Genomic DNA, 22,459 nt, shown 5'->3' on the forward strand with positions numbered 1-22,459 from the left:
TCATCCCGGCATGATCTGAGGGGCTTCGGGCGGGGCGGTCGAGGAACGCGCTCATGCCGCTTGCCCTGCGATTCGCCTGTTATGCCCTACTCGCCTGGATTGCCGTGCCGGCATTCGCGCAGGCGCCCGACACGCCGGCCGAGGTCGACTGGCTCGAACTCGGCCTCGGCATGCTCGGCGGGCTCGCGCTGTTTCTCTATGGCGTAGACCTGCTTGCGCGCGGGCTGAAGACGACGCAGGGCGGGCGTTTCCAGACGCTGCTCGAACGGGTCTCGTTGAACCGCTTCGGCGCGCTTGCCGGCGGCACCGCGGCGACGGTGGTGCTCGATTCCTCGTCGGTGGTGATCATCATGATGATCGCGATCGTCGACGCCGGGCTGATCTCCTTCACCAACGCGCTGCCGGCGATCCTCGGCGCCAATATCGGCACGACCGTTTCCAGCCAGGTGTTCGCGTGGAACGTCGACCAGTTCTCACCGCTGCTGCTGCTCGCCGCCCTGCTGTGGCGCGCCTTCGCCCGATCGGACAAGGCGCGGCAGGGCGCCTCGATCCTGATGGGGCTGGGCCTCGTGCTGTTCGGCCTGCACGTGATTGGCGACGCCGCCGAGCCGCTGGAAAAGCATGAGGAGGTGCTCGCCCTGTTGCGCGAGTTTGAGAACCCGCTGCTCGGCGTGCTGGCGGGCGCGCTGGTCACGGTGGCGATCCAGTCCTCCTCGGCGATGATGGGCATCGTCATCACCTTGGCGGGCGGCGGCATCATCAGCCTGCCCGCGGGACTGGCGATCATGCTGGGCGCCGAAATCGGCACCTGTGCCGACACCCTGGTGGCCACCATCGGCCGCTCGCGCGCGGCGGTGAAGGCAGGGATCTTCCATCTGCTGTTCAACATCGTGACGGTGGCGATCGGCGTCGCGCTGATCGGCCTGCTCGCCCGCTTCGCGACGGCGACCGCGGGAGATGTGGGGCAGCAGATCGCCAATGCGCATGTGCTGTTCAATGTGGCGGGGGCGCTGGTGGCGCTGCCGTTCGTGCGGAGCGCGGCGTGGCTGCTGGAGCGGCTGGTGCCGGAGCGGGGTGGGGATGCGGAGAGCGGCGGGGGTGAGGTAGCTCGTTCTGGTTAGACGGGTGGACTGAAGGTGGCGCTGCGATCCTATCTTACGTCGATGAAAGTTAAAGTCTCGGCTTAGTTATTATAAAGCGATATCTTTGTTTGATATCTTGTTTCCGTGATTTCGGATCAGATAAGAACATCATTTGCGGAAAATTTTTATTATAAGTTGTTCGAATTATTTCTTGATTTCGAGGCCTTGTCATTCAACAGCGTGAGGAGATTTGAGAAGTCAATAACTGCCCAGCACTCCGAGACCGAAAGACTTAACAGAAAATATAGAGTAAAACCTGAAGAACGGACTGACCATTCTCGAGAATATATATAGAAATCAAACCCTCCTACTGCCATTATGAAAACAACGCTGACCATGGTTATGATTATCAATAGAGATAGCTGATAGCTATATACATACGCTTCGAGAGGATTTTCGTTGCCGATTACTGTGTCTCTAAATGATTTGTCTTGCAAAATTGTTGCGGCTCTGGATGTCCACGCAACGGCCATGGATACAAGAATAGAGGCTGCAGGGAAAAGAACTTTGCCAGCAGCTTCAAATGGGGTAATCTTTATCAAATTCAACATTAGTATCGCGATCATCGCGTGGATCGCGAGTTTTTTGTTTAGCAAGTTGCGAAAGCCGGCTCGGCTTTGCCCATGTCCTTTTCGGAACCATGTCCAAAATGGTGTAATCATGGAACAAATCGTCTGATTTTTAGGTACGCGTCTTGGACGCGTTCCCGCATTGTGTCGTATAAATTGCTCATCGCCTCATTCGGGAGCCGCTCCAGAAGCGGGTTCCCGTCCAAGTGAATACGCTTGCTTGGCTCGCCCGCTTTTGGCTTGACCGTTGCGGACGCCTCGTCGCCTGTCGATGCTACTCCCCGAGTCACCTCCTCTAGTAACTCGACGTTTAGATCCTCTCCCTCGACCTCGATTTTGGTGCTCTTTCCACCAGCGGCTTCCGTAAACTTTTCAGCAGGCCCTTGTATGAGGCTCTCTACATCAAAAGGGTTTGGAAATGATGCGGTGAAGCTAAACTTAATAATTTGATGAGAGGATCTTAATAAAGAGATAAAGTCGCTAGGATCGTGAATAGGATCTACGACGATGCGAACGCCTGCTGCATTCGGATATGGGGTGGAGTTCAGCAGTCTCTCTAACTTTCCAGCAAGTTCATTCACCCGGATCGATACGCCGTCCTTCTTTATAATCCCGCAAGCTTGAAGTTCTGGATCAAATAAGCCAAATGTATATGGCGCTTTCTCAACCTCATGATCAACAAAGTCGCGAGATTCTGTGTCAAATTTTGGCATTGTTATAGCGCCGGTTCGGCCGATCTTAAAGCCAACAGACCCGGATACATCTTCCGGCTTAGCGATATGCCATTGCGATCCTCTGCCCACATTAGTCATTGGCATTGCCTTTATGGCATCAACTATAATTTCTGCCGGATCTCGACTCTCTTCAAAGAAGGTGCCTTGGGGGTTCTTCTCGCATCTCACTCGTAGAATATGCATCAACAGCATGACGTCTCTCCCGGCTCGGCAGGAGGTTCGTCTATTTCATGTGCAATGTCACTCCGCCGCTTCATCCTCCAGCGCCAGTTGCACCGCCTTCTTCTTCCGCCCCTTCTTCGGCGCAGTGGCAACCGGAGCCGCCGCACGCTTTTCCAGCAGCGGCGCCAGATAGCGCCCGGTGAAGCTCGCCGGCACCTTCACCACATCCTCGGGCGTGCCTTCGGCGACGATCTCGCCGCCCTTCACGCCGCCTTCGGGGCCGAGGTCGAGGATCCAGTCGGCGGTCTTGATGACGTCGAGATTATGCTCGATCACCACCACGGTGTTGCCCTGCTCGACCAGTGCGTGGAGCACTTCGAGCAGCTTGCGGACGTCCTCGAAGTGAAGGCCGGTGGTCGGCTCGTCGAGGATGTAGAGGGTGTTGCCGGTGGCCCTTCGGCTCAGTTCCTTGGAGAGCTTCACGCGCTGCGCCTCGCCGCCCGACAATGTCGTCGCCTGCTGGCCGACCTTGACGTAGCCGAGGCCGACTTCCGCCAGCATCGCCATGCGCTCGCGGATCGGCGGCACGGCCTTGAAGAACTCCACCGCATCCTCGACGGTCATGTCGAGCACGTCGGCGATGCTCATCCCCTTGAACTTCACTTCCAGAGTTTCGCGGTTGTAGCGCGCGCCGTGGCAGACGTCGCACGTCACATAGACGTCCGGCAGGAAGTGCATCTCGATCTTGAGCACGCCATCGCCCTGGCACGCCTCGCAGCGGCCGCCCTTGACGTTGAAGCTGAAGCGGCCCGGCTTATAGCCGCGCGCCTGCGCCTCGGGCAGCCCCGCGAACCAGTCGCGGATGTTGGTGAAGGCGCCGGTATAGGTCGCCGGGTTCGATCGCGGGGTGCGGCCGATCGGCGACTGGTCGATGTCGATCACCTTGTCGAGATGTTCGAGCCCGGTGATCTTGTCATGCTTGCCGGCGAGGATGCGCGCCCCGTTCAGCGCGCGCGCCGAGGCGGCGTAGAGCGTGTCGATGGTGAAGCTCGACTTGCCCGATCCCGACACGCCGGTGATGCAGGTGAAGGTGCCGAGCGGGATCGAGGCGGTGACGCCGGTGAGGTTGTTGGCGGTGGCGTTATGCACCGTCAGCTTCTTGCCGGTGCCCTTGCGGCGCTTTTCCGGCACGTCGATCGCGCGGCGACCGGAAAGATAGTCGCCGGTGAGGCTGCCCTCGGTCGCGAGGATATCCTCCAGCTTGCCCTGCGCCACGATCTGGCCGCCATGCACGCCGGCGCCCGGCCCCATGTCGATGACATGATCGGCGGTGCGGATCGCATCCTCGTCATGCTCGACGACGAGCACGGTGTTGCCGAGGTCGCGCAGCCGGCGCAGCGTCGCCAGCAGCATGTCGTTATCGCGCTGGTGCAGGCCGATCGACGGCTCGTCGAGCACATAGAGCACGCCCGACAGGCCGGAGCCGATCTGCGAGGCCAGCCGGATGCGCTGGCTTTCGCCGCCGGACAAGGTGCCCGAGGTGCGATCGAGGTTGAGATAGTCGAGGCCGACATTGTTGAGGAAGCCGAGCCGCTCGACGATTTCCTTGAGGATGCGCTCGGCGATCTGCTGCGCCTGCTCGCCCAGCTTGGGCAGCAAGGTCGAGAAGAAATCGAGCGCATCGACCACCGAGAGGCGGACGACGTCGGCGATCGTCGACATCGCCACCTTCACCGCCAGCGCCTCGGGCTTGAGGCGCGCGCCATGGCAGGTCTCGCACGGGTGCGAGGCCTGGTACTTGCTCAGCTCCTCGCGCATCCACGCCGATTCGGTCTGGATCATGCGGCGGTTGAGGTTGCCGATCACGCCTTCGAACGGCTTGCGGACGTCGTAGCTCTTCTTGCCGTCCACGAAGGTCAGGGTTACCGGCTTGCCGCCGGTGCCGTGCAGGATGATCAGCCGCACCTCGCCCGGCAGGTCGCTCCACGGCGTATCCAGGCTGAAGCCGAACTCACGCGCGAGGCTGGCGAGCACCTGCATATAATAGGGGCTGGGCGGATTGGACTTCGCCCAAGGCACGATCGCGCCCTTTTTCAGCGAAAGCGCGTGGTTGGGGACGACGAGATCCTCGTCGAACAGCAATTTCTCGCCCAGGCCGTCGCACGCCGGGCAGGCGCCCTGCGGCGCGTTGAAGCTGAACAGCCGTGGCTCGATCTCCGGAATGGTGAAGCCGGAAACCGGGCAAGCGAATTTTTCCGAAAACACGATGCGGTTGTCGGGAACCCCGGCGCCCTTCATCTTCTTCGGCGCGGCGCTGGTCGTGCCGGTGGCCGTGGCGCCATCGCCGGACGGCACCGTGCCATCCGCCATATCCGCATAGGCCAGCCCCTCGGCCAGCTTCAGTGCGGTTTCGAAGCTGTCCGCCAGCCGCGTCTCGATGCCCTCGCGCACGACGATGCGGTCGACGACCACCTCGATGTCATGCTTGAACTTCTTGTCGAGCGCCGGGGCGGCTTCGATGTCGTGGAACTCGCCATCGATGCGGACGCGGGTGAAGCCCGCCTTCTGCCACTCCGCCAGTTCCTTGCGATACTCGCCCTTGCGACCACGCACGACCGGGGCGAGCAGATAGAAGCGCGTGCCTTCCGGCAGCGCCATCACCCGGTCGACCATCTGGCTGACGGTCTGCGCGGCGATCGGCAGGCCCGTGGCAGGCGAATAGGGAATGCCGACGCGCGCCCACAACAGGCGCATATAATCGTAGATCTCGGTCACGGTGGCGACGGTCGAGCGCGGGTTGCGGCTCGTCGTCTTCTGCTCGATCGAAATGGCGGGGCTGAGCCCGTCGATATGCTCGACATCCGGCTTCTGCATCAGTTCGAGGAACTGGCGGGCATAGGCGGAGAGCGACTCGACGTAGCGCCGCTGGCCCTCGGCATAGATGGTGTCGAAGGCGAGGCTGGACTTGCCGCTGCCCGAAAGCCCGGTGATCACGGTCAGCGTATCGCGCGGAATCTCCACGTCGACGCCTTTGAGATTGTGCTCGCGCGCACCGCGCACCGAAATGTGGGTCAGCATGGGGGCCAGTTTGTTCCAGATTTGTTCGCAATGGGCAAGTGCCGGGCTTGCATTCCGACCCACTTGGGGTGCGGGGCGGCGCGGGACAAGCTTTGGGTGAAGATTCCCGGCTTGGGCACGCGCGAGGGCGTAAAGTGCTGACCCTCAAGACCATATCGCGATATCACCGCTTCATGCTCATCCGATCCCTCGCGCTGCTCGCGCTCGCCCTCGCCACGCCCGCCATCGCCGCTCCGCCGACCCCGCAGGTCCATGAGGTCGCGGCCGCAGATCCCCTGCGCAAGACCCTGCTCGACGCGCTGCGCCCGGTGATCGCGAAGGATCTCGGCCAGCCGGTGAAGTTCGTCGTCACCACCTTGCGCGCGACCGATCGCCATGCCTTCGCACAGGTCACGCCGCAGACGCCGTCGGGCAAGCCGATCGACTTCCGGCAAACCCACTATGCGCAGCAGCAGCGCGATGGTTTGCTGGACGGCGACATGATCCACGCGCTGCTCGCCAGGGAGCAGGGGCGGTGGGTGGTGAAGGACTTCGTCCTCGCGCCGACCGACGTCGCGTGGGCGGCGTGGGACGAGGAATATGGCGCCCCGCGCGCGCTGATACTTCCCGATTGAGCGCGGCTCAGCGCACGAACAGGAAGCTCTTTTCGTAGCTGCCCCAATTGCTGGTGCTCACGCCGTTGCGCTGCATGCCCGCATAGCTCGCGCGCCCCGGGGCGCTGCGCAGCGTCACGACGCCGCCATCGTCGGAAATCAGGCCGGCATGGACGGCCGCGTTGCAGATCGAGGAATCGGCGGTGTAGGGCCCGCTGCCCCAGACCGGCCCGGCACCGCGAGAGCCGGCGCCGCAGCGGCAGGTGAGGCCGGCGCCGCCGACCCCGCGCGCATCGGCGGGGCAGGAGGCAGCGGCGCTTTGCCGCGGCGGCAGCGTACCGCTGCCCGAACCGCCTGCGATGTTGGCGGCGCGAAAGGCGATGCTGCGGCCCCAGGCCCCCCACCGATCGCTGACCACGCCGTTGCGCTCGCTGGCGACGTAGGATTGGCGGCCGGGCTGCGCGACCACCGTCACCACGCCGCCGTCGAAGCCGATGATTCCGGCATGGACGGCTGCGTGGCAGACCGACGAATCATCGGTGTAGATGTCCGTGCCCCACACCGGGCCATAAGCGGAATCGCGCGCCGCGCAGGTACAGGTGAGCGCAGTGCCTGAACTCATTTTGGATGGGCAGGCGGGCAGATCACGGTTCTGAGCGACGAGCGCGCTGCCACCCATGCCGGCAAGCGCCGCAAGACCCAGCGCCAAAGCCGAACGGACCATCGTGATTGCACGCATCATGGAGCCCCTCTCCCACCATCGCCTGCCGCAGCTACGATTATCACTGCCGAAATGATGCGACAATGTTCATCGTCGGCGCGCAAACATTCCCTGCCATGCTATGTCCTCCGGAAAAGGAGAGGATAGGGATGATCAAGAAGAAGCCGGCCGGCGTGCAAGGAGAGCCGCGCCCGAGTGAAGGTGACCAGGGCGTCGATCTGCAAGGCGGAGCCTTCCGCCGGGGCACGCGTTCCTTGACCATGCGAAGCCTGATCCTGCCCTCAAGCGCCGGATTGATCCTGCTGACCGCCTGCCAGCCCGCGCCGGAGGGGCAGGAGGGCGCCGACAATGTCGCCGGAGAGGACAATGCCGCGGCGATGCGGCCGTCCGCGCCGGAGGTGCTGCCCTCCCGCACGCCCGAGCCCGACGAGATCGGCGCGCCTGAGAAGGCGCCGACACCGGCGGATGCCGCGCCCGGGCCGATTCCGGCGGCCTATCGCGGCACCTGGGCGATCGAGCCGGGCGATTGCAGCGCGCAGCCGGGGCTGACGCGCATCGTCGTGACCCCCGCCGAGATCGGCTATTATGAGGGCCGGTCCGAGGTGAAGTCGGCGACGCGCACCGGCAGCCGGCTGCTGGTCGACATCGTCCACCATGCCGAGGGCACGACCGAGCGCGCGGAACAGTCGATCGATCTTTCCGCAGACGGGCGGCGGTTGAGCTTCAACCGCGGCGGCACGAGCTTCGGCTACCGGAAGTGCGGTTAGGCCGCACGCTCCGGCGCGACCGTCATCGTCCCGCGGGCGGATCGCCCTCCTGCAACACGAAGCGAGGCCCCGCGCCGGAGCGCGCGGCGCGATCCTCCGGGTTGTAGAGCGCGCAATTGCTGAGTGACAGGCAGCCGCAGCCGATGCAGCCGTCCAGCCGGTCGCGTGTCCGCTGCAGCATCGCGATGCGCCTGTCGATCGCGCCGCGGATGCGCGCGCTGATCGCCGCCCAGTCAGCCTGCGTCGGCGCGCGGCCATGCGGCAGCGTCGCCAGTTCCGCCTCGATCTCTCCCAATGACAATCCAAGCTGCTGCGCGATCAGCGCGAAGGAAAGCCGGCGGATGTCGGCGCGCAGGAAGCGGCGCTGGTTGCCGCTTGTGCGGATCGCGCTCACCAGCCCGCGCGCCTCGTAGAAACGGATCGCCGAGACGCTGAGGCCGGTGCGCCGCGCCAGTTCGCCGATCGTCAGCAGGCTCGATTGCGCCATCATCCCGTCCGTCATTTCAAGCTTGACCTCAACTTAGCTTGAGGTTGCACGAGGGGCAAATCGGCGGTGCCCGGGCGCCGCGCAGGAACCATCAGGAGACCGCAATGGCACATCCGCGAATCGAACATATCAACATCACCGTCGCCGATCCCGGCCGGACAGCCGGCATGATGCAGGCGCTGTTCGACTGGCAGGTCCGCTGGCAGGGCACCAACATCAGCGGCGGCCGCACCGTCCATGTCGGCGGGGCCGGATCCTATGTCGCGCTTTCCGAAGCGCGCACCGCGCGCGATGCCAGCCCCAAGGGGCGGCCGCTCAACCATATCGGCATCGAGGTCGACGATCTCGACGATGCCGAACGGCGCGTGATCGCCGCCGGGCTCGGCCCGTTCAACCATGGCGACTATGCGCCCGGCCGCCGCTTTTACTTCCTCGATCCCGACGGAATCGAATATGAGGTGGTGAGCTACCGATGATTTCACGCCTTCCTCCCCCGCGGGCCGAGGTGTCGGCCTTCACCGCGCTCGACGCCTATCTGCGGCGGATCGGCTATGCGGGCCCCTGCGCGGTCGATCATACGACATTGGCGGGCATCGTCCGCGCGCATATCGCCGCGATCCCGTTCGAGAATGTCGACGTGCTGCTCCAGCGCCGCGTGTCGAGCGCCTTGCCGGCAATCTATGACAAGCTGGTCGTGCGGCGGCGCGGCGGCTGGTGCTTCGAACAGAACGGCCTGCTCGGCTGGGCGCTGACCGCGCTCGGCTTTCCAGTGATGCGGATTGGCGGCGGCGTGATGCGCGTGGAGCGCGGCGACGCCGCGCTCGGCAATCATCTTGCTCTGATCGTCATGCTTGACCGGCCCTGGCTGGTTGACGTCGGTTTCGGCGGCAGCCTCGCCGAGCCCATCCCCTTCGCGGAAGGGCGGCATGAGCATGCGCCGTTCGACATCGCGCTCAAGCCGATCGGCGAGGGCTGGTGGCGCTTCGAGGAATGGATCGGCGGCATGCCGTTCAGCTGGGATTTCCGCCCCGAACCCGCCGACGACAGCCGCCTCGCCGCGCATCTCATCGCACTGCAGACCGATCCCGCCTCGGTCTTCGTCCAGAACCTCGTCGCGCAGCGCCGCATTGGCTCGGTGCACCTGGCGCTGCGTGGCCGCGTCCTCACCGAATCGACCCCGTGGGCGCGCGAGAAACGCCTGCTCATGAGCGGGCAGGAGATCGTTGAGGTACTCGGCGAGCGGTTCGGATTGGATGTGCCGGAGGTCGCGGCGATGTGGCCGTCGATCGAGGCACGGCATCGGGATCTGTTCGGCTGACGGGCCTTCGGGGGGAGGGGCGGTGGGCCGTATCACCCCTCTTCTTCAGAGGAGGGGACGGTGGTGGAGAAGCGACGGCGGGGCTCAATGCCCCCGTTGGCGATCTTTTCCGGCTCCGCCGGAAGCTCGCTGCGCTCGCCTCCACCCCAACCCGGCATCGGGTTGGACTGCCCCCGGGCAGTCCAAGTCCAGTCCGGGGGGACCGGACGATCCGATGCCCTGAGGAGGAGGGGCAGGCCCTCCCTCCCGGCGCTTCCAGACTCTTTCTCGCTGCACCGCACCATCGCCTCTTGAAAGAAGACTGTTAGTTGGCTAACTAATATCCATGCGTCGCAAGCTCGAACGTGATCTCGCCACCCGCCTCAGCCCCGTCTCCCGCGCCTGGCAACAGCTTGCGGACGAGGTGCTGGCGGAACTGCGCGTGTCCAACTCGTCAGGCTGGTGCCTGATCTATCTCGATCGCCTCGGCCCCGCGGTGAAGCAGGGCGATCTCGCGCGCCAGATCGGCGTCACCCAGCCGTCGCTGGTGCGCACCTTGCAGCAGCTCGAGGCGCAGGGGCTGGTTGCGCGGCGCAACGATGCCGAGGATCGGCGCATCAACCATGTCAGCCTGACCGAAACCGGTGCGACGCTCGCCGCCAAGATCGAACAACGGCTGCAGGTGCTGCGCATCGAATTACTTGCCGATCTGCCGACCGAGGATATCGAGGCGACCTTGCGGGTCTGCGAGGTGCTCAGCCGGGAAATCGCCGCAAGGCGCCTCCAGCCATGATCGAACGCTTCGGTGGTGCGGCGGCGCTCTTCTCCCTGAAGTGCCTCGCGGCGGCGGCGCTCGCGCTGTTCGTGGCGTTCAGCATCGGGCTGGAACGGCCCTATTGGGCGTTCCTCACCACCTTCATCGTCGCGCAGCCGCTGGCGGGCGCAGTGCTGTCCAAGGCGCTGTTCCGTATCCTCGGCACCCTGATCGGCGCGACCGTGACGGTGCTGATGGTGCCGCCCTTGGTCAACGCGCCCGAGCTGCTCTCGATCGCGCTCGCCGGCTGGGTCGGGTTGTGCGTGTTCGTCTCGCTGCTCGATCGCACGCCGCGCGCTTATATGTTTGTGCTGTCGGGCTATACCTGCTGCCTGATCGCCTTCCCCAGCGTCGGCATCCCCGACCAGATCTTCACCGTCGCCAGCCTGCGCGTGCAGGAAATATTGATCGGCATCCTCTGCGGATCGCTGGTCCACGGGCTGGTCTTCCCCGGCTCGGTCGCCAACCTGCTGCTGGCGCGGGTCGCGGCGATCCTGCAGGATGCCGAGCGATGGTCGCGCGACGCGATCGCGACCGAGCCCGTCCCTGCCCTCGATGCGGAGCGCCGCCGCCTCGCGCGCGACATCGCCGAACTGCACCAGCTTTCGGGCCATCTTCCGTTCGAAACCGCGCGCCTCTCGCCGCGCGTCCGCACCGTGCGCGCGCTGCAGGATCAGCTCTCACTGCTGATGCCGCTGGGCGCGGCGGTGGAAGATCGCGTCGCGCAGCTGCAGCAATCCGGCAGCTTGTCGCCCGAGCTCGCCACGCTGCTCGATGACAGCCGCGCCTGGCTCGCCGCGCCCGACAGCGATCGCGCGCTGCGCCACGCCGGTGCCGAGGCGCTGCGCGCGCGCTGCGCCGCGCTGGAGCCCGCCGCCAGCCTCGACCTCGATTGGGCGGGCATGTTGCGGCTGAGCCTGCTCGCGCGCCTGTCTGACCTGATCGCCGCTCACCGCGACTGCCGCGACCTTGACGATCAGCTCCGCACCCACAGCCGGGAACCTGTCAGTGCGCGGGTCGCTGCGTTGCTCGATGGCCGCCGCGCACGCGAACTGCACCGCGATGTGGGTGGCGCGGCGCGCGGGGCGATGTCTGCCTTCCTCACCATCCTGATCGGCTGCTGCCTGTGGATCGGCAGCGGCTGGCACGATGGTGGCACCGCGGTGATGCTGGCGGGCGTCTTCCTCGCGCTGTTTTCCGCCAGTGACGATGCGTCGGTGCCGCTGCGCGGCTTCCTGATCGGCACTGCCCTGGCGACGATCATCGGCGCGATCTACGGCTTCGCCATCCTGCCGCGCGTCGACGGCTTCCCGCTGCTGATCGCGGTTCTGGCACCCACCTTGCTGGCGGGCGGCGCGCTGCTCGCCTCCCCGCGCTATGGCATCGTCGCTCTGTCGATGCTGCTCGGGCTGGGCAGCCCGGCGTTGCTGGGCGAACGCTATGTCAGCGATTTCACCGAATTCGCCAACGGCGCGCTCGCACAGCTCGTCGGCATCTGGTTCGCGATCGTGATGGCGCGACTGCTCCAGTCGGCCGGTGCCGAGGCGGCGGTGCGGCGCACGCTCCGTGCGGGATGGATCGATCTTGCCAATCGTTGCCTTGCTACCACCGCGCCGGACACGCGCGCGTGGATCAACCGCATGCTCGATCGCATGGGGCTGCTCGCACCCCGCCTCGCGGCGCGGGGCGAGGCGGGCGGGGCGCTGCTCTACGCGGCGCTGCGCGATCTGCGCACCGGCATCGCCGTCAGCGAATTGCGACAGCTCCGCTTCGATCGGCCGCGCGCCGGCCCTGACGCGCTGACGCCGGTGCTGCAGGATGTCTCGGCCTATTACCGCACGCTCGATCCCGATGCGCCGCAACCCGCGCCCGCACGGCTGCTGGCCGATATCGACGCCGCCATCGCCACGCTCACCGAGGATGCCGATGCCGGCATCCGCCGCCGCGCGACATTGGGCCTCGTCAGCCTGCGCCGCGCGCTGTTTCCGGACATCTCCGTATATTCGAAAGGCATTCCGGCATGACCGGTGAGATCGCGCTTGGCGGCGTCTTCCTGCCCACGCTCGTGCTGCTCAGCGGCGCGGCGCTGATCCTCACCGCGCTCGCCACCCGCCTCGTCGGGGCATTCGGGCTCTATCGCTTCGTCGCCTATCGCGCGCTGGTCGATCTCTGCCTGTTCGTCCTCATCCTCGGCGCCTTGTCCGTCCTCATCCCTCTTACCGGCATAACCCTATGAAGCAGTATCTCGCCCCCATCGGCCGCAGCGCGGCCACGATCCTCATCGTCGCCGCAGCGCTCGCCGCCGCGATCTGGATGTGGAACCATTATGAGCGCAGCCCATGGACGCGCGACGGCCGTGTCCGCGCCGATGTGGTGCGCGTCACCCCCGATATCGGCGGGCTGGTGACCGAGGTGGCGGTGAAGGACAATCAGATGGTCCACGCAGGCGACCTGCTGTTCGTGATCGATCGCCCGCGTTATGCGCTGGCCGTCGCGCAGGCCGAGGCGCGCGTCGCCAGCGCCCGCGCCACCTTGGGGCAGGCGCAGCGCGAGGCACAGCGCGATATGGCGCTGGGCGATCTCGTCGCCACCGAAAGCCATGAACAGAATGTCGCCCGCGTCGCCACCGCGCGCGCCGCACTGGCGGAGGCCATCACCGCGCTCGACGGCGCCCGTCTCGATCTGCGCCGCACCCGCGTCACCGCCTCGGTCAACGGCTCGGTCACCAACCTCGATCTTCATCCGGGCGACTATGTCGGCGCCGGCAAGCAGGCCATGGCGCTGATCGACGGCGACAGTCTGCGCGTCGAGGGCTATTTCGAGGAGACCAAGCTCGCCAATATCCGCGTCGGCGCGCCGGTGACGGTGAAGCTGATGGGCGAACAGGCGCTGCTTTCCGGTCATGTCGAAAGCATCGCCTATGGCATCAACGATGCCAGCCGCAGCGATTCCGACAATCTGCTGCCCACCGTCGAGCCGACCTTTTCCTGGGTGCGGCTGGCGCAGCGCATCCCGGTGCGCGTCCGGCTGGACAAGGCGCCGGATGCCGTGCGGCTGATCGCCGGCCGCACCGCGACGGTGACGATCCAGCCACCCGCGGCCGCCAAGGCCCAGCCAGCCCAGCCTGCCAGGCCGGCCGGCACCGCGAGGGGCTGATCCATGCGCCGCGCATTGCCCGCATTGCTGCTCGCCGCCACGCTTGCCGCCTGCACCGCGGGGCCGGACTATCGCCCGCCGGTCAACGCCGTCTCGCAGCAGCCCGCCGCGACCGGCGCCTTCCACTCGGCCGACGATCCCGCCTTCGCCCAGGCGCCGCTGCCTGATCGCTGGTGGCGCCTCTATGACGATCCCGCGCTCGACGCGCTGATCGCCGAAGCGCTCGCTGCCAATACTGACCTGCGCGTCGCCGACGCCAACCTCCGCCGCGCCGACGCGATCCTGCGCGAGACCGAGGCCGGCCGCCGCCTCGCCACCACCGTCAATGGCGGCACCACCTTGGCGCGGCCCTCCGGCACCGGTCAGGGGCTGCCCGGCACATTGGGTGACGATGCCTCGCTCTCATTGTCCTACCCGCTCGATCTTGCCGGCAAGATCCGGCGCGCGATCGAGGCGGGCACGGCCGATCGCGAAGCGGTGGAGGCGGCGCGCGATGCCGCCCGCGTCGCGGTGGTCGCGGCCACCGCGACCGCCTATGCCGATGTCTGCGCCGCCAATTTCGAGCTCGCGGTCAACCAGCGCGTCGTCGCCCTCCAGCGCGATACGCTGGCCGCGACGCAGCGGCTGCAGAAGGGCGGCCGCGGCACCGCGTTCGACGTATCGCGTGCCGCCGCCGCGCTCGACGGCAGCGAGGCGACCTTGCCCGCCTTCGCCACTCGCCGCCAGACCGCGCTCTATCGCCTCGCGACCTTGCTCGGCCGGCCGCCCGCGGATTATCCTGCCGCGGTCGCCGATTGCGCGCGCCTTCCCGATGTCGCCCGCCCGATCCCGGTGGGTGATGGCGCGGCGCTGATCCGCCGCCGGCCGGATATCCGCGCCGCCGAGCGCATGATCGCCGCGGACACCGCGCGCATTGGCGTCGCCACCGCCGATCTCTATCCGCAGGTCAGCCTCGGCGGCTCGATCGGGCTCGCCGGGCCGGTCTCGGGCACTGGCTCCGCCGCGTCGTTCGGGTTCAGCCTCGGGCCGCTGATCAACTGGTCCTTTCCCAACCGGCCGGTCGTCCGCGCGCGGATCGCGCAGGCCGGCGCGCAGGTCGACGCCGATATCGCCGCGTTCGACGGTACCGTGCTGCAGGCGCTGCGCGAAACCGAAAGCGCGCTCGAAACCTATCGGCAGGATCGCCAGATCGCCGCGCGGCTGGCCGAGGCGCGTGACAGCGCCGCGCTCTCGGCCACGCAGGCGGACCGGCTGTTCCGCTTCGGCCGCGGCGATTTCCTGTCGCTGCTTGATGCGCAGCGCAGCCTCGCCGCGGCGGAGGCGCAGAACGCCGCTGCCCGGTCGCGCCTCGTCGCCGACCAGATGGCACTCTTTACGGCGCTAGGCGGCGGCTGGCAGTAAGGCTCCGCGCATCGAGCGGTCCGGCCGGTGCTGGTGCGCCCAAGGGGGTAGGGGGCAGCCCTATCGCTGCGGCGCCGCTGCAGCCGCCGGCAGCACCTCGCGGTTGAAGCTCACCGTGCTCACCTTGGCGTCCAGCCCCTGCACCACCGCGGCGGTCAGGTCGTTGGTGGTGTTGCCGCCCAGTACGGTGCCGCGGTTGATCAGCAGCCCGCAATTCTTCTGCTTGTAGACCTGCGCGATCACCGGCTGCGCGTCTGTGCTGATCCGCTGCAGCGCCTTGGCGCGCGTCGCCTGCAATTCGCGCGTGCGCTGCTGCGCGACCGCCTCGATCGGCTGCAGCTTGGTGGCCAGCGCCCGCTGGCGCGCGGCGCGATCCTCCGGCTTCAGCCCGGCGGCCGCTGCCTGGAACGCCTTGATCTCGGCTTCGACCGGCCGGCGCTGGGTGTCGACCTCGGTCTGCGCCTGGGTCGCCAGCTCCTTCAGCCGCGCCTCGGTGGCGACGCCCACCTTGGAGGTCGCGATCATCGTGTCGATCGACAGCAGGCACAGTCCCGGAATCACCGGGCCGCCCAGCGAGGGCGCGGCCGGCTGGGCCTGCGCCTGCACCGCGGGTGCTGCGGCCAGTGTGACGAGAGCGGCAGTCGCCAGGCCGCGGCATCCGATGATGGACATCGATCAATCTCCCTCGAAGAACAGGCGCCGGCTTCTAGAAGCATGTCGGCGCGCTGCACAGGCCGCGGCCCGGCGCGATCACACCGGATAGGCTGTGCTGTACTTGGTCTGCGCCAGTGCGAAGTGGGAAGAGGTGCCGCCCACCGACGGATGCTCGCGCAAGGTCCGCATCAGGAAGCGTTCGAGGTCCGCCACATCTGCCGCCACGATGCGCAGCAGATAATCCCAGTCACCCGACATCGAATAGCATTCGAGCACCTCGGCGCGATCCTGCACGAACGCCTCGAACAGCGAAACATCGTCGCGCGAGTGGGTACGCATGCGGATGTTGCAGAACACGTTGACGCCGCGGCCGACCTTTTCCGGGTCGACCAGCCGCACCGCGCCGCGCAGCACGCCCGCCGCCTCCAGCGCCTTGATCCGCCGCCAGCAGGATGCGGGGGAGGCGCCCACGCGCGTGGCGAGCTCGGCATGGCTGAGCGCGCCGTCGCGCTGGAGTTCGGTGAGGATGCGGCGGTCGACCTGATCGAACTGAACCATTTGTTTCACCATTATCGTGATTTCTGAAGGGTTGGCGTCATTCATGCGGCAGAGTCGCGAAATCTGAAATGAATTTTCGCGCGCCATCCCTTATATTGTTCCGCATGGACGCTGCCACTTCCTCCCGGCCGCCCGAGGCCGCGACCGACTGGACCATTCCGCAGGATTGGGCGCGTTACACGCCCGATGAGCATGCGATGTGGGACCGGCTGTTCGCCCGCCAGCAGGCAATGCTGCCCGGCCGCGTCGCGCCTGCCTTTCTCGATGGGCTCGATGTGCTGCGCATGTCGCGCCCCGGCATCCCCGATTTCGCCGAGCTGTCGGACCGGCTGATGCGCGCCACCGGCTGGCAGGTGGTCGCGGTGCCCGGGCTGGTGCCCGACGACGTCTTCTTCGATCATCTCGCCAACCGCCGCTTCGTCGCCGGCCGCTTCATCCGCACGCCCGAGCAGATCGACTATCTGCAGGAACCGGACGTGTTTCATGACGTGTTCGGCCATGTCCCGCTGCTCGCGAACCCGGTGTTCGCCGATTATATGCAGGCCTATGGCCGCGGCGGGCAAATGGCGCTGGCGCGCGGCATGCTGCCGCAATTGTCGCGGCTCTACTGGTACACCGTCGAATTCGGGCTGATCCGCGACGGCGACGCGCTCAAGCTCTACGGTGCCGGCATCGTCTCCTCTTATGGCGAATCGGTATTCGCGCTCGACGATCCCTCGCCGCACCGGATCGCGTTCGATCTGCAGCGGGTGATGCGCACCAAATATCGCATCGACGATTATCAGCAGAATTATTTCGTGATCAACAGCTTCGAAGATCTGTTGGCGCGCACCGCCGGCACCGATTTCGCGCCCGTCTATGACGCGCTGGAATCGCTGCCCGATATCGAGATCGACACCATCCTGCCCGAGGACCGCGTCATCACGCGCGGCACCCAGGCCTATGCGCGGGGCCGCGCCGCGCGCTGATCGCCGGCTTGCGTCCTCGCGCCGCGCCCCGCAGGCTCTTGCGCGTGGATGGTCTGCTGCTTGAACCCTGGATGCTGCGCGCCGACTGGCGCGCCGGCGACCGGCCGTGCCTGCTGGTCGACCTTGCCGCATGGCCGCCGGACAAGCCGGTCGACCCGCGCCCGCCGGTGCCGCTGATCGGAATCGGCGCCGCGAGTGCAGGGGGCTCGATCTGCTGATCGACCGCCCCGCAGCCCGCAACGCGATCGATCGGGCTATGCGCGATGCGCTGTTCGAGGCGTTCCAGCTTGCCGCGCTCGACGAGAGCATCGATCGCATCCGCCTGCGCGCCGCTGGCCGCTGCTTCTCGATCGGTGCCGACCTCGCCGAATTCGGAATGGTGCCCGATGCCGCCACCGCGCACGCCATCCGCATGCGCAGCTTGCCCGCGCGCGCTGCTGCCGTCCGCCGCGATGCTCGACGTCCATGTGCAGGGCGGCTGCGTCGGTGCCGGGCTCGAACTCGCGGCGTTCGCGGGCCGGCTCAGCGCCGCGCCCGATCGATGCCTGGTTCCAACTCCCCGAACTGGCGATGGGCATCCTCCCCGGCGCCGGCGGCACCGTATCAGTGCCGCGCCGCATCGGCCGCAAGCGCGCCGCGCTGCTGATGCTTTCCGGCCGGCGGATCGATGCGCACCGCGCGCGCGACGGGGGGCTGGTCGACGCCATCATGGATGAGGATGCCGTTGACGATCGTCGCGCGGACATCGGCGGCGGCAGGATCACCGGCCAGCGCCTCCCGGTCCTGCGCCAGCAGCACGAGGTCGCCGGCGCGCCCGTTTCTACGCGCCGGATGCAGCCCAGCGCCTGCGGGTCGGCAAGGAACAGGTCGAGCGCCGCGTCAAAATCCAGCGCCTCGTCCGCGCCCAGCACCGCGCCCGCCGCCGTCTATGATGCGATGCTGCGGATGCGGCGCGTACGCAAACGTAACGGCGGCTTCGGCTGGGCGGTGCTGCGCGACCTGGCGGACCGCGCCTTGTGGACCGAGCGCTTCGAATTCCCCACCTGGCAGGACTATCTCAGGAACCGATAACGCTTCACCGAGGCCGACCTGGCGCTCCATGGCGAAGTGAAAGCGCTTTGCGCGCCGGACGACGGCATGCACATCCGTCACCGGCTGGAACGACCGTTCGGCTCGGTGCGCTGGCAGGCGGACACGACCGATCCAGGCACCGCGCCGATCAGCTTCACGCCTTGACCGGCGTCCGCCTCACTTCATCGTCGGAATGATGAAGCTCTGGTCGATCACCGATCCGCCGCTCGGCCAGCGCTGCGTCACCTTCTTCAGCCGCGTGTAGAAGCGGATGCCGTCCATCCCATATTGATCCATGTCGCCGAAGCCCGAACGCTTCCAGCCTCCGAAGCTGTGATAGGCGACCGGCACCGGGATCGGCACGTTGATGCCGACCATGCCGACCTCGACCGTGCTGGCGAAGCGCCGCGCGGCATCGCCGTTGCGGGTGAACAGCGCCACGCCATTGCCATATTGATGCTTGGTCGCAAGATCGACCGCGTCCTCGAAAGTCTCGGCGCGCACGATCTGCAGCACCGGGCCGAAAATCTCGTCCTGATAGCTCTGCATCTCGGGAGTCACATGATCGAGCAGGGTCGGCGCGAGGAAGAAGCCTTCCTCATAGCCCTGCAGTGCGAAGCCGCGGCCGTCGATCACCAGTTCGGATCCCTCGTCGACCGCCATCTGGATATAATTCTCGATCCGCGCCTTGTGCTGTCCGGAAACGACCGGGCCATAATGCGCGTCGGCATCGGTCGAGATGCCGACCTTCAGCGTCTCGATGCCGTCGATCAGCTTGCCGCGGAGCGCCTCGGCGGTCTGGGCACCCACCGGCACGACCACCGGCAGTGCCATGCAGCGCTCGCCCGCGGAGCCATAGGCGGCGCCGAGGATGTCGGCGACGGTCTGGTCGAGATCGGCATCGGGCAGCACGATGCCGTGATTCTTGGCGCCGCCCATGCACTGCGCGCGCTTCCCCGCCGCGGCGGCGCGCTGATAGACATAGTTGGCGATGTCGGAGGAGCCGACGAAGCTCACCGCCTTGATGTCCGCATGGTCGCAGATCGCATCGACAATCAGCTTGTCGCCATGGACGACGTTGAGCACGCCCTTGGGCAGCCCCGCCTCGATCGCCAGTTCGGCCAGCCGCACCGGCACCGAAGGATCGCGCTCGGAGGGTTTCAGGATGAAGGCGTTGCCGCACGCGATCGCGACGGACGACATCCACAGCGGGATCATCGCCGGGAAGTTGAACGGGGTGATGCCGGCGACGACGCCAAGCGGCTGGCGCATCGAATAGACGTCGATGCCAGGGCCTGCGCCCTCGGTATATTCGCCTTTCATCAGATGCGGCACGCCGCAGGCGAACTCGACGACCTCAAGCCCGCGCTGGATATCGCCCTTCGCGTCGGACACCACCTTGCCATGTTCGGACGCGAGCAGTTCCGCCAGCGCGTCCATATTGTCCTCGATCAGCGCCTTGTACGCGAACATGACGCGCGCGCGGCGCTGCGGGTTGGTCGCGGCCCACTCGACCTGCGCCACCTTCGCGCTGGCGACCGCGCGCTCGAGCATCGCGACCTCGCCCAGTTCGACCTGTGCCTGCACCTGCCCGATCGTCGGCGCATAGACGTCACCCAGACGTCCCGGCTCGGAAACGATCGCGCCGTCGATGAAGTGGCTGATCATGCGCATCGCTGCTCTCCTGCTGCTGCTTGTCGTGCCTCCGGCATTAGTTCATGCAAATCGCCACAGGAACCAGCATGATTGGCCGTATGGGTGTGCGAAAATGCAGCAGCTGAACTGGGATGACCTGCGGCTGTTCCTCGGCATCGCCCGCGCGGGACGGCTGATCGGCGCAGGCCGGCGGATGGGGCTGGATCACAGCACCGTCGCGCGGCGGCTGACCGCGCTCGAAACCGCGGTGGGCAGCCGGCTGTTCGATCGCGGCCCCCGCGGCGTGCAGCCGACCGAGGCCGGGCGCCGCCTGCTCGACCATGCCGAGCGGATCGAGGCGGAGATCGCCGGCGCCACCGCGGCATTGGGAGGCGGCGATGCGCGCATCTCGGGCACGGTCCGCCTCGCCACGCCGGAAGCGTTCGGCATCTATCTGGTCGCGCCCAACGCACGCCGGCTCCACGCCGCGCATCCCGAACTGCGCCTCGAACTCGCGCCCGAACCGCAACTCGTCAGCCTGCCCAACCGCGAGGCCGATGTCGCCGTGCTGCTCAACCGGCCGCAGGCGGGCGCGATCGTAGCGCGCCACCTCATCGACTATCGCCTCGGCCTCTACGCCTCGCGCGCGTGGCTCGATGCGCACGGCCCGGTCACGCTCGATCAGCTCGCCCGGCTGCCCTTCGCCTGGTATATAGACGCCCGGATCGACGCCCCCGAACTGCGCTTCCTCAGCGAAGTCTCGGCAGAGGCGACCCCGGTCTTCGGCTCCACCTCGATCGCCGCGCAGCACGCCGCGGTCGCGGGCGGACTGGGGCTCGGCGTACTCCACCTGTTCGCGGCGGATGCCGACCGCGAACTGGTCCGCATCCTGCCGCAAGCGATCGAGATCCGCCGCAGCTATTGGGTGGCGATGCCCGCCGACCAGCAACGCCTGCCCCGCGTCCGCGCCGTCATCGACTTCCTCGATGACATCGTGGCGTCAGCGCATGGGCTGCTGTGAGGGGGGCAGAGGAGCGCCGAACCAACCTGTCCTCCCCGAGCAAAGCTCGAGGAGGACAAGAAATGCTTCAGCCGATCACGAACCGCTGGCAGCCAGCCACGCGGTCACATCATCCGCCACCTTGTTCGCCGCCTCGTTGATCGCACGGCCCACCGGCACCGGCTTGGCCTCGCCCGCCGGCACCCGCGCCTCGAAGCGGCGCGTCACCACCTCGTCGCTGCCCTCGCGCTGAAGCACCGCGTCATAGGTGACGACAGCTTCCATCCGGGTCGCGTCGAGCCCGAAATTCTGCAGTTCGCCCGACAGCCGCATCCCCGGCGCGCCGGCATAGTCGCGCGGGCCGACGACGACGCGGCCGGTGCGCGCACCGATCGTCTCTTCCAGCAGCCGTTCGAACAGGCGGGCAGGGACTTCCACCCACACCGCTTCCTTCAGATAGGCGACCTGCGTCGCGCCCGACTGCACGGGCACGCGGGTGGTGGCGAGCGCCGCCGGCACCCGCGGCACCAGCACCGCGATCGCCGAATCGGGCTTGGCGGTCAGGATCTTGCCGGGCTCGACGCTGGAGGTGGCCGAAAGCGTCAGCAGCGAGGGCGGCGGATCCTCCCCGAAGCTGATGCATCCGCCAACCGCCAGCGCGGCGGCGAGGGCGAGCAACGATCTGGTCATTTCCGGTCGCCCTTTCCTGGCTCGTAATCCGGCAGTTTCTGCGATCCGATCAGCGATCCGGCGCCGCCGCGATCGAGGCGGCCGGCAACCGCGGTCAATGCTTCCGACATTTCGCGCAGGTCACGCACGAGCTGGCCGACCTCCGGCAAGGTGCGCCGCGAGAAATTGTCGATGCCGGGCCGCGCCGCGGTGATCGCGCCGTCGAGATTCTCCATGCTCTTTTTGGCCGCCGCCACCGCCTCGCGCAGATCGCCGACCAGCGGACGGCCTTCCTTGTCCAGCAGGTCGTTGGTGGTGCCCGCCAGCTTGCCGATCTGTTCGGCGGCGGTGCCGGCCTGGCGGATCGCGATGCGCGTCTCGGCGAGGGTCGCGGCGATCTCCGGCCCGCGATCGGCGAGCGAGCCCGACAGGCGATCGGCATTTTTGAGGATGCCCGCGATCGACTTCTGGTTCTCGTCCGAAAGCACTTCGGTCAGCCGCTCGGTCAATGTCGAGAGTCGCTCGAGCAGCTTCGGCGCGCTGTTCAGCAGTTCGCCCAGTGCACCCGGTTTGGTCGGGATTACCGGCACGCCGCCGGGCCCGATCTCGGTGATCGGCTTGGCGCCCTTCATCGCGCCGTCGAGCTGGATCTGCGAGACGCCGGTGAAGCCGACGCCCTGGATCGTCGCCGTCGTGCCGTCGAGGATCGGCACTTCCTCCTTCACCGCGATGCGCACGCGCACGAACTGCGGATCGGGTTGCCACAATTTGATTTCGGTCACCTGGCCGGAAGGCACGCCCGAAAAGGACACCGCCGAACCTTTGGCCAGCCCGTCGACCGATTGCTTGAAGAAGATGTCGTAATTCTTCTCCACGCCGCCACCCAGGCGGGCGAGCCAGACGGTGAAGATCGCGGTGGCGGCGAGCAGGATCAGCACAACGCTGCCGACGAGCACCTGATTGGAGCGGGTTTCCATCTAGCG

Annotated in this window: 23 protein-coding genes; 14 read left to right on the plus strand and 9 right to left on the minus strand. The window is 66.8% G+C overall.

What is annotated here, in order from left to right:
• Window positions 1-53: 53 nt before the first annotated feature.
• Window positions 54-1,121, plus strand: a complete 1,068-nt coding sequence (locus FHS96_RS10545) for a Na/Pi cotransporter family protein (protein WP_429590531.1) — start codon at window positions 54-56, stop codon at window positions 1,119-1,121.
• Between the two features lie 679 nt (window positions 1,122-1,800).
• Here FHS96_RS10545 and FHS96_RS10550 read toward each other — a convergent pair.
• Entirely contained in the window at window positions 1,801-2,637 is an 837-nt protein-coding gene (locus FHS96_RS10550; protein ID WP_429590534.1) for a hypothetical protein, read from the minus strand.
• Between the two features lie 48 nt (window positions 2,638-2,685).
• Window positions 2,686-5,685 (minus strand): excinuclease ABC subunit UvrA, encoded by a 3,000-nt coding sequence (gene uvrA, locus FHS96_RS10555; protein WP_429590537.1) that lies wholly within the window; start codon window positions 5,683-5,685, stop codon window positions 2,686-2,688.
• Between the two features lie 173 nt (window positions 5,686-5,858).
• Here uvrA and FHS96_RS10560 point away from each other — a divergent pair, with 173 nt between their 5' ends.
• Window positions 5,859-6,299 carry a hypothetical protein gene (locus tag FHS96_RS10560; RefSeq protein WP_429590540.1) on the plus strand — a complete coding sequence of 147 codons (441 nt, stop codon included), beginning with the start codon at window positions 5,859-5,861 and terminating at the stop codon, window positions 6,297-6,299.
• A gap of 7 nt (window positions 6,300-6,306) precedes the next feature.
• Here the strand turns inward: FHS96_RS10560 and FHS96_RS10565 are convergent, their stop codons facing one another.
• Window positions 6,307-7,020, minus strand: coding sequence for an LCCL domain-containing protein (locus tag FHS96_RS10565; RefSeq protein WP_429590543.1), 714 nt, complete (start codon window positions 7,018-7,020; stop codon window positions 6,307-6,309).
• Window positions 7,021-7,148: 128 nt separating this feature from the next.
• Between FHS96_RS10565 and FHS96_RS10570 the strand changes: the two genes are divergently transcribed.
• The gene (locus FHS96_RS10570) at window positions 7,149-7,766 is read left to right on the plus strand and encodes a hypothetical protein (RefSeq protein WP_429590546.1); all 618 of its coding nucleotides are present in this window, start codon (window positions 7,149-7,151) and stop codon (window positions 7,764-7,766) included.
• Between the two features lie 22 nt (window positions 7,767-7,788).
• Here FHS96_RS10570 and soxR read toward each other — a convergent pair whose 3' ends face one another.
• Window positions 7,789-8,253, minus strand: coding sequence for a redox-sensitive transcriptional activator SoxR (soxR, locus tag FHS96_RS10575; RefSeq protein ID WP_429590549.1), 465 nt, complete (start codon window positions 8,251-8,253; stop codon window positions 7,789-7,791).
• 104 nt (window positions 8,254-8,357) lie between these two features.
• On the opposite strand from soxR, the gene FHS96_RS10580 reads away from it, so the two are divergent.
• From FHS96_RS10580 to FHS96_RS10610, 7 genes are all read left to right on the plus strand, one after another.
• Complete coding sequence (locus tag FHS96_RS10580; protein WP_429590552.1) at window positions 8,358-8,729, plus strand: VOC family protein; 372 nt, start codon at window positions 8,358-8,360, stop codon at window positions 8,727-8,729.
• Window positions 8,726-9,571, plus strand: coding sequence for an arylamine N-acetyltransferase family protein (locus tag FHS96_RS10585; RefSeq protein WP_429590554.1), 846 nt, complete (start codon window positions 8,726-8,728; stop codon window positions 9,569-9,571). Before FHS96_RS10580 ends, FHS96_RS10585 begins: the two co-directional genes overlap by 4 nt.
• Before the next feature lie 325 nt (window positions 9,572-9,896).
• Window positions 9,897-10,343, plus strand: a complete 447-nt coding sequence (locus FHS96_RS10590; protein ID WP_429590557.1) for a MarR family transcriptional regulator — start codon at window positions 9,897-9,899, stop codon at window positions 10,341-10,343.
• Entirely contained in the window at window positions 10,340-12,388 is a 2,049-nt protein-coding gene (locus FHS96_RS10595) for an FUSC family protein (protein ID WP_429590560.1), read from the plus strand. Before FHS96_RS10590 ends, FHS96_RS10595 begins: the two co-directional genes overlap by 4 nt.
• The gene (locus FHS96_RS10600) at window positions 12,385-12,600 is read left to right on the plus strand and encodes a DUF1656 domain-containing protein (protein WP_429590563.1); all 216 of its coding nucleotides are present in this window, start codon (window positions 12,385-12,387) and stop codon (window positions 12,598-12,600) included. Before FHS96_RS10595 ends, FHS96_RS10600 begins: the two co-directional genes overlap by 4 nt.
• Window positions 12,597-13,520 (plus strand): efflux RND transporter periplasmic adaptor subunit, encoded by a 924-nt coding sequence (locus tag FHS96_RS10605; protein ID WP_429590567.1) that lies wholly within the window; start codon window positions 12,597-12,599, stop codon window positions 13,518-13,520. The genes FHS96_RS10600 and FHS96_RS10605 overlap by 4 nt, the downstream gene beginning before the upstream one ends.
• A 3-nt stretch (window positions 13,521-13,523) precedes the next feature.
• On the plus strand, window positions 13,524-14,921 hold the full coding sequence (locus FHS96_RS10610) for an efflux transporter outer membrane subunit (RefSeq protein ID WP_429590571.1): 1,398 nt from the start codon (window positions 13,524-13,526) through the stop codon (window positions 14,919-14,921).
• A gap of 60 nt (window positions 14,922-14,981) precedes the next feature.
• On the opposite strand, the gene FHS96_RS10615 is transcribed toward FHS96_RS10610, so the two are convergent.
• On the minus strand, window positions 14,982-15,593 hold the full coding sequence (locus FHS96_RS10615; RefSeq protein ID WP_429590573.1) for an OmpH/Skp family outer membrane protein: 612 nt from the start codon (window positions 15,591-15,593) through the stop codon (window positions 14,982-14,984).
• A gap of 78 nt (window positions 15,594-15,671) precedes the next feature.
• Window positions 15,672-16,133 (minus strand): Lrp/AsnC family transcriptional regulator, encoded by a 462-nt coding sequence (locus FHS96_RS10620; protein ID WP_429590576.1) that lies wholly within the window; start codon window positions 16,131-16,133, stop codon window positions 15,672-15,674.
• A 104-nt stretch (window positions 16,134-16,237) separates the two neighbouring features.
• Here FHS96_RS10620 and phhA point away from each other — a divergent pair, with 104 nt between their 5' ends.
• The 3 genes from phhA to FHS96_RS10635 all read left to right on the plus strand — a co-directional run bounded on the left by phhA (window position 16,238) and on the right by FHS96_RS10635 (window position 18,172).
• Window positions 16,238-17,101 (plus strand): phenylalanine 4-monooxygenase, encoded by an 864-nt coding sequence (gene phhA / locus FHS96_RS10625; RefSeq protein WP_429590579.1) that lies wholly within the window; start codon window positions 16,238-16,240, stop codon window positions 17,099-17,101.
• 44 nt (window positions 17,102-17,145) lie between these two features.
• Window positions 17,146-17,319 (plus strand): hypothetical protein, encoded by a 174-nt coding sequence (locus tag FHS96_RS10630; RefSeq protein ID WP_429590582.1) that lies wholly within the window; start codon window positions 17,146-17,148, stop codon window positions 17,317-17,319.
• A 268-nt stretch (window positions 17,320-17,587) separates the two neighbouring features.
• Window positions 17,588-18,172, plus strand: coding sequence for an enoyl-CoA hydratase/isomerase family protein (locus FHS96_RS10635; RefSeq protein WP_429590585.1), 585 nt, complete (start codon window positions 17,588-17,590; stop codon window positions 18,170-18,172).
• 177 nt (window positions 18,173-18,349) lie between these two features.
• Here FHS96_RS10635 and FHS96_RS10640 read toward each other — a convergent pair whose 3' ends face one another.
• Window positions 18,350-19,846, minus strand: a complete 1,497-nt coding sequence (locus FHS96_RS10640) for a CoA-acylating methylmalonate-semialdehyde dehydrogenase (RefSeq protein WP_429590588.1) — start codon at window positions 19,844-19,846, stop codon at window positions 18,350-18,352.
• A 94-nt stretch (window positions 19,847-19,940) separates the two neighbouring features.
• On the opposite strand from FHS96_RS10640, the gene FHS96_RS10645 reads away from it, so the two are divergent.
• Window positions 19,941-20,828 (plus strand): LysR family transcriptional regulator, encoded by an 888-nt coding sequence (locus FHS96_RS10645; protein ID WP_429590591.1) that lies wholly within the window; start codon window positions 19,941-19,943, stop codon window positions 20,826-20,828.
• Between the two features lie 75 nt (window positions 20,829-20,903).
• On the opposite strand, the gene FHS96_RS10650 is transcribed toward FHS96_RS10645, so the two are convergent.
• On the minus strand, window positions 20,904-21,497 hold the full coding sequence (locus FHS96_RS10650) for an ABC-type transport auxiliary lipoprotein family protein (RefSeq protein WP_429590594.1): 594 nt from the start codon (window positions 21,495-21,497) through the stop codon (window positions 20,904-20,906).
• Window positions 21,494-22,453: an MlaD family protein gene (locus tag FHS96_RS10655; RefSeq protein ID WP_429590597.1), complete on the minus strand. Its 960-nt coding sequence runs from the start codon at window positions 22,451-22,453 to the stop codon at window positions 21,494-21,496. Before FHS96_RS10655 ends, FHS96_RS10650 begins: the two co-directional genes overlap by 4 nt.
• Window positions 22,454-22,459 lie beyond the last annotated feature (6 nt).

The sequence above is a fragment of the Sphingomonas zeicaulis genome (assembly GCF_050433225.1).
GTDB classification, from domain to species: domain Bacteria; phylum Pseudomonadota; class Alphaproteobacteria; order Sphingomonadales; family Sphingomonadaceae; genus Sphingomonas_D; species Sphingomonas_D zeicaulis.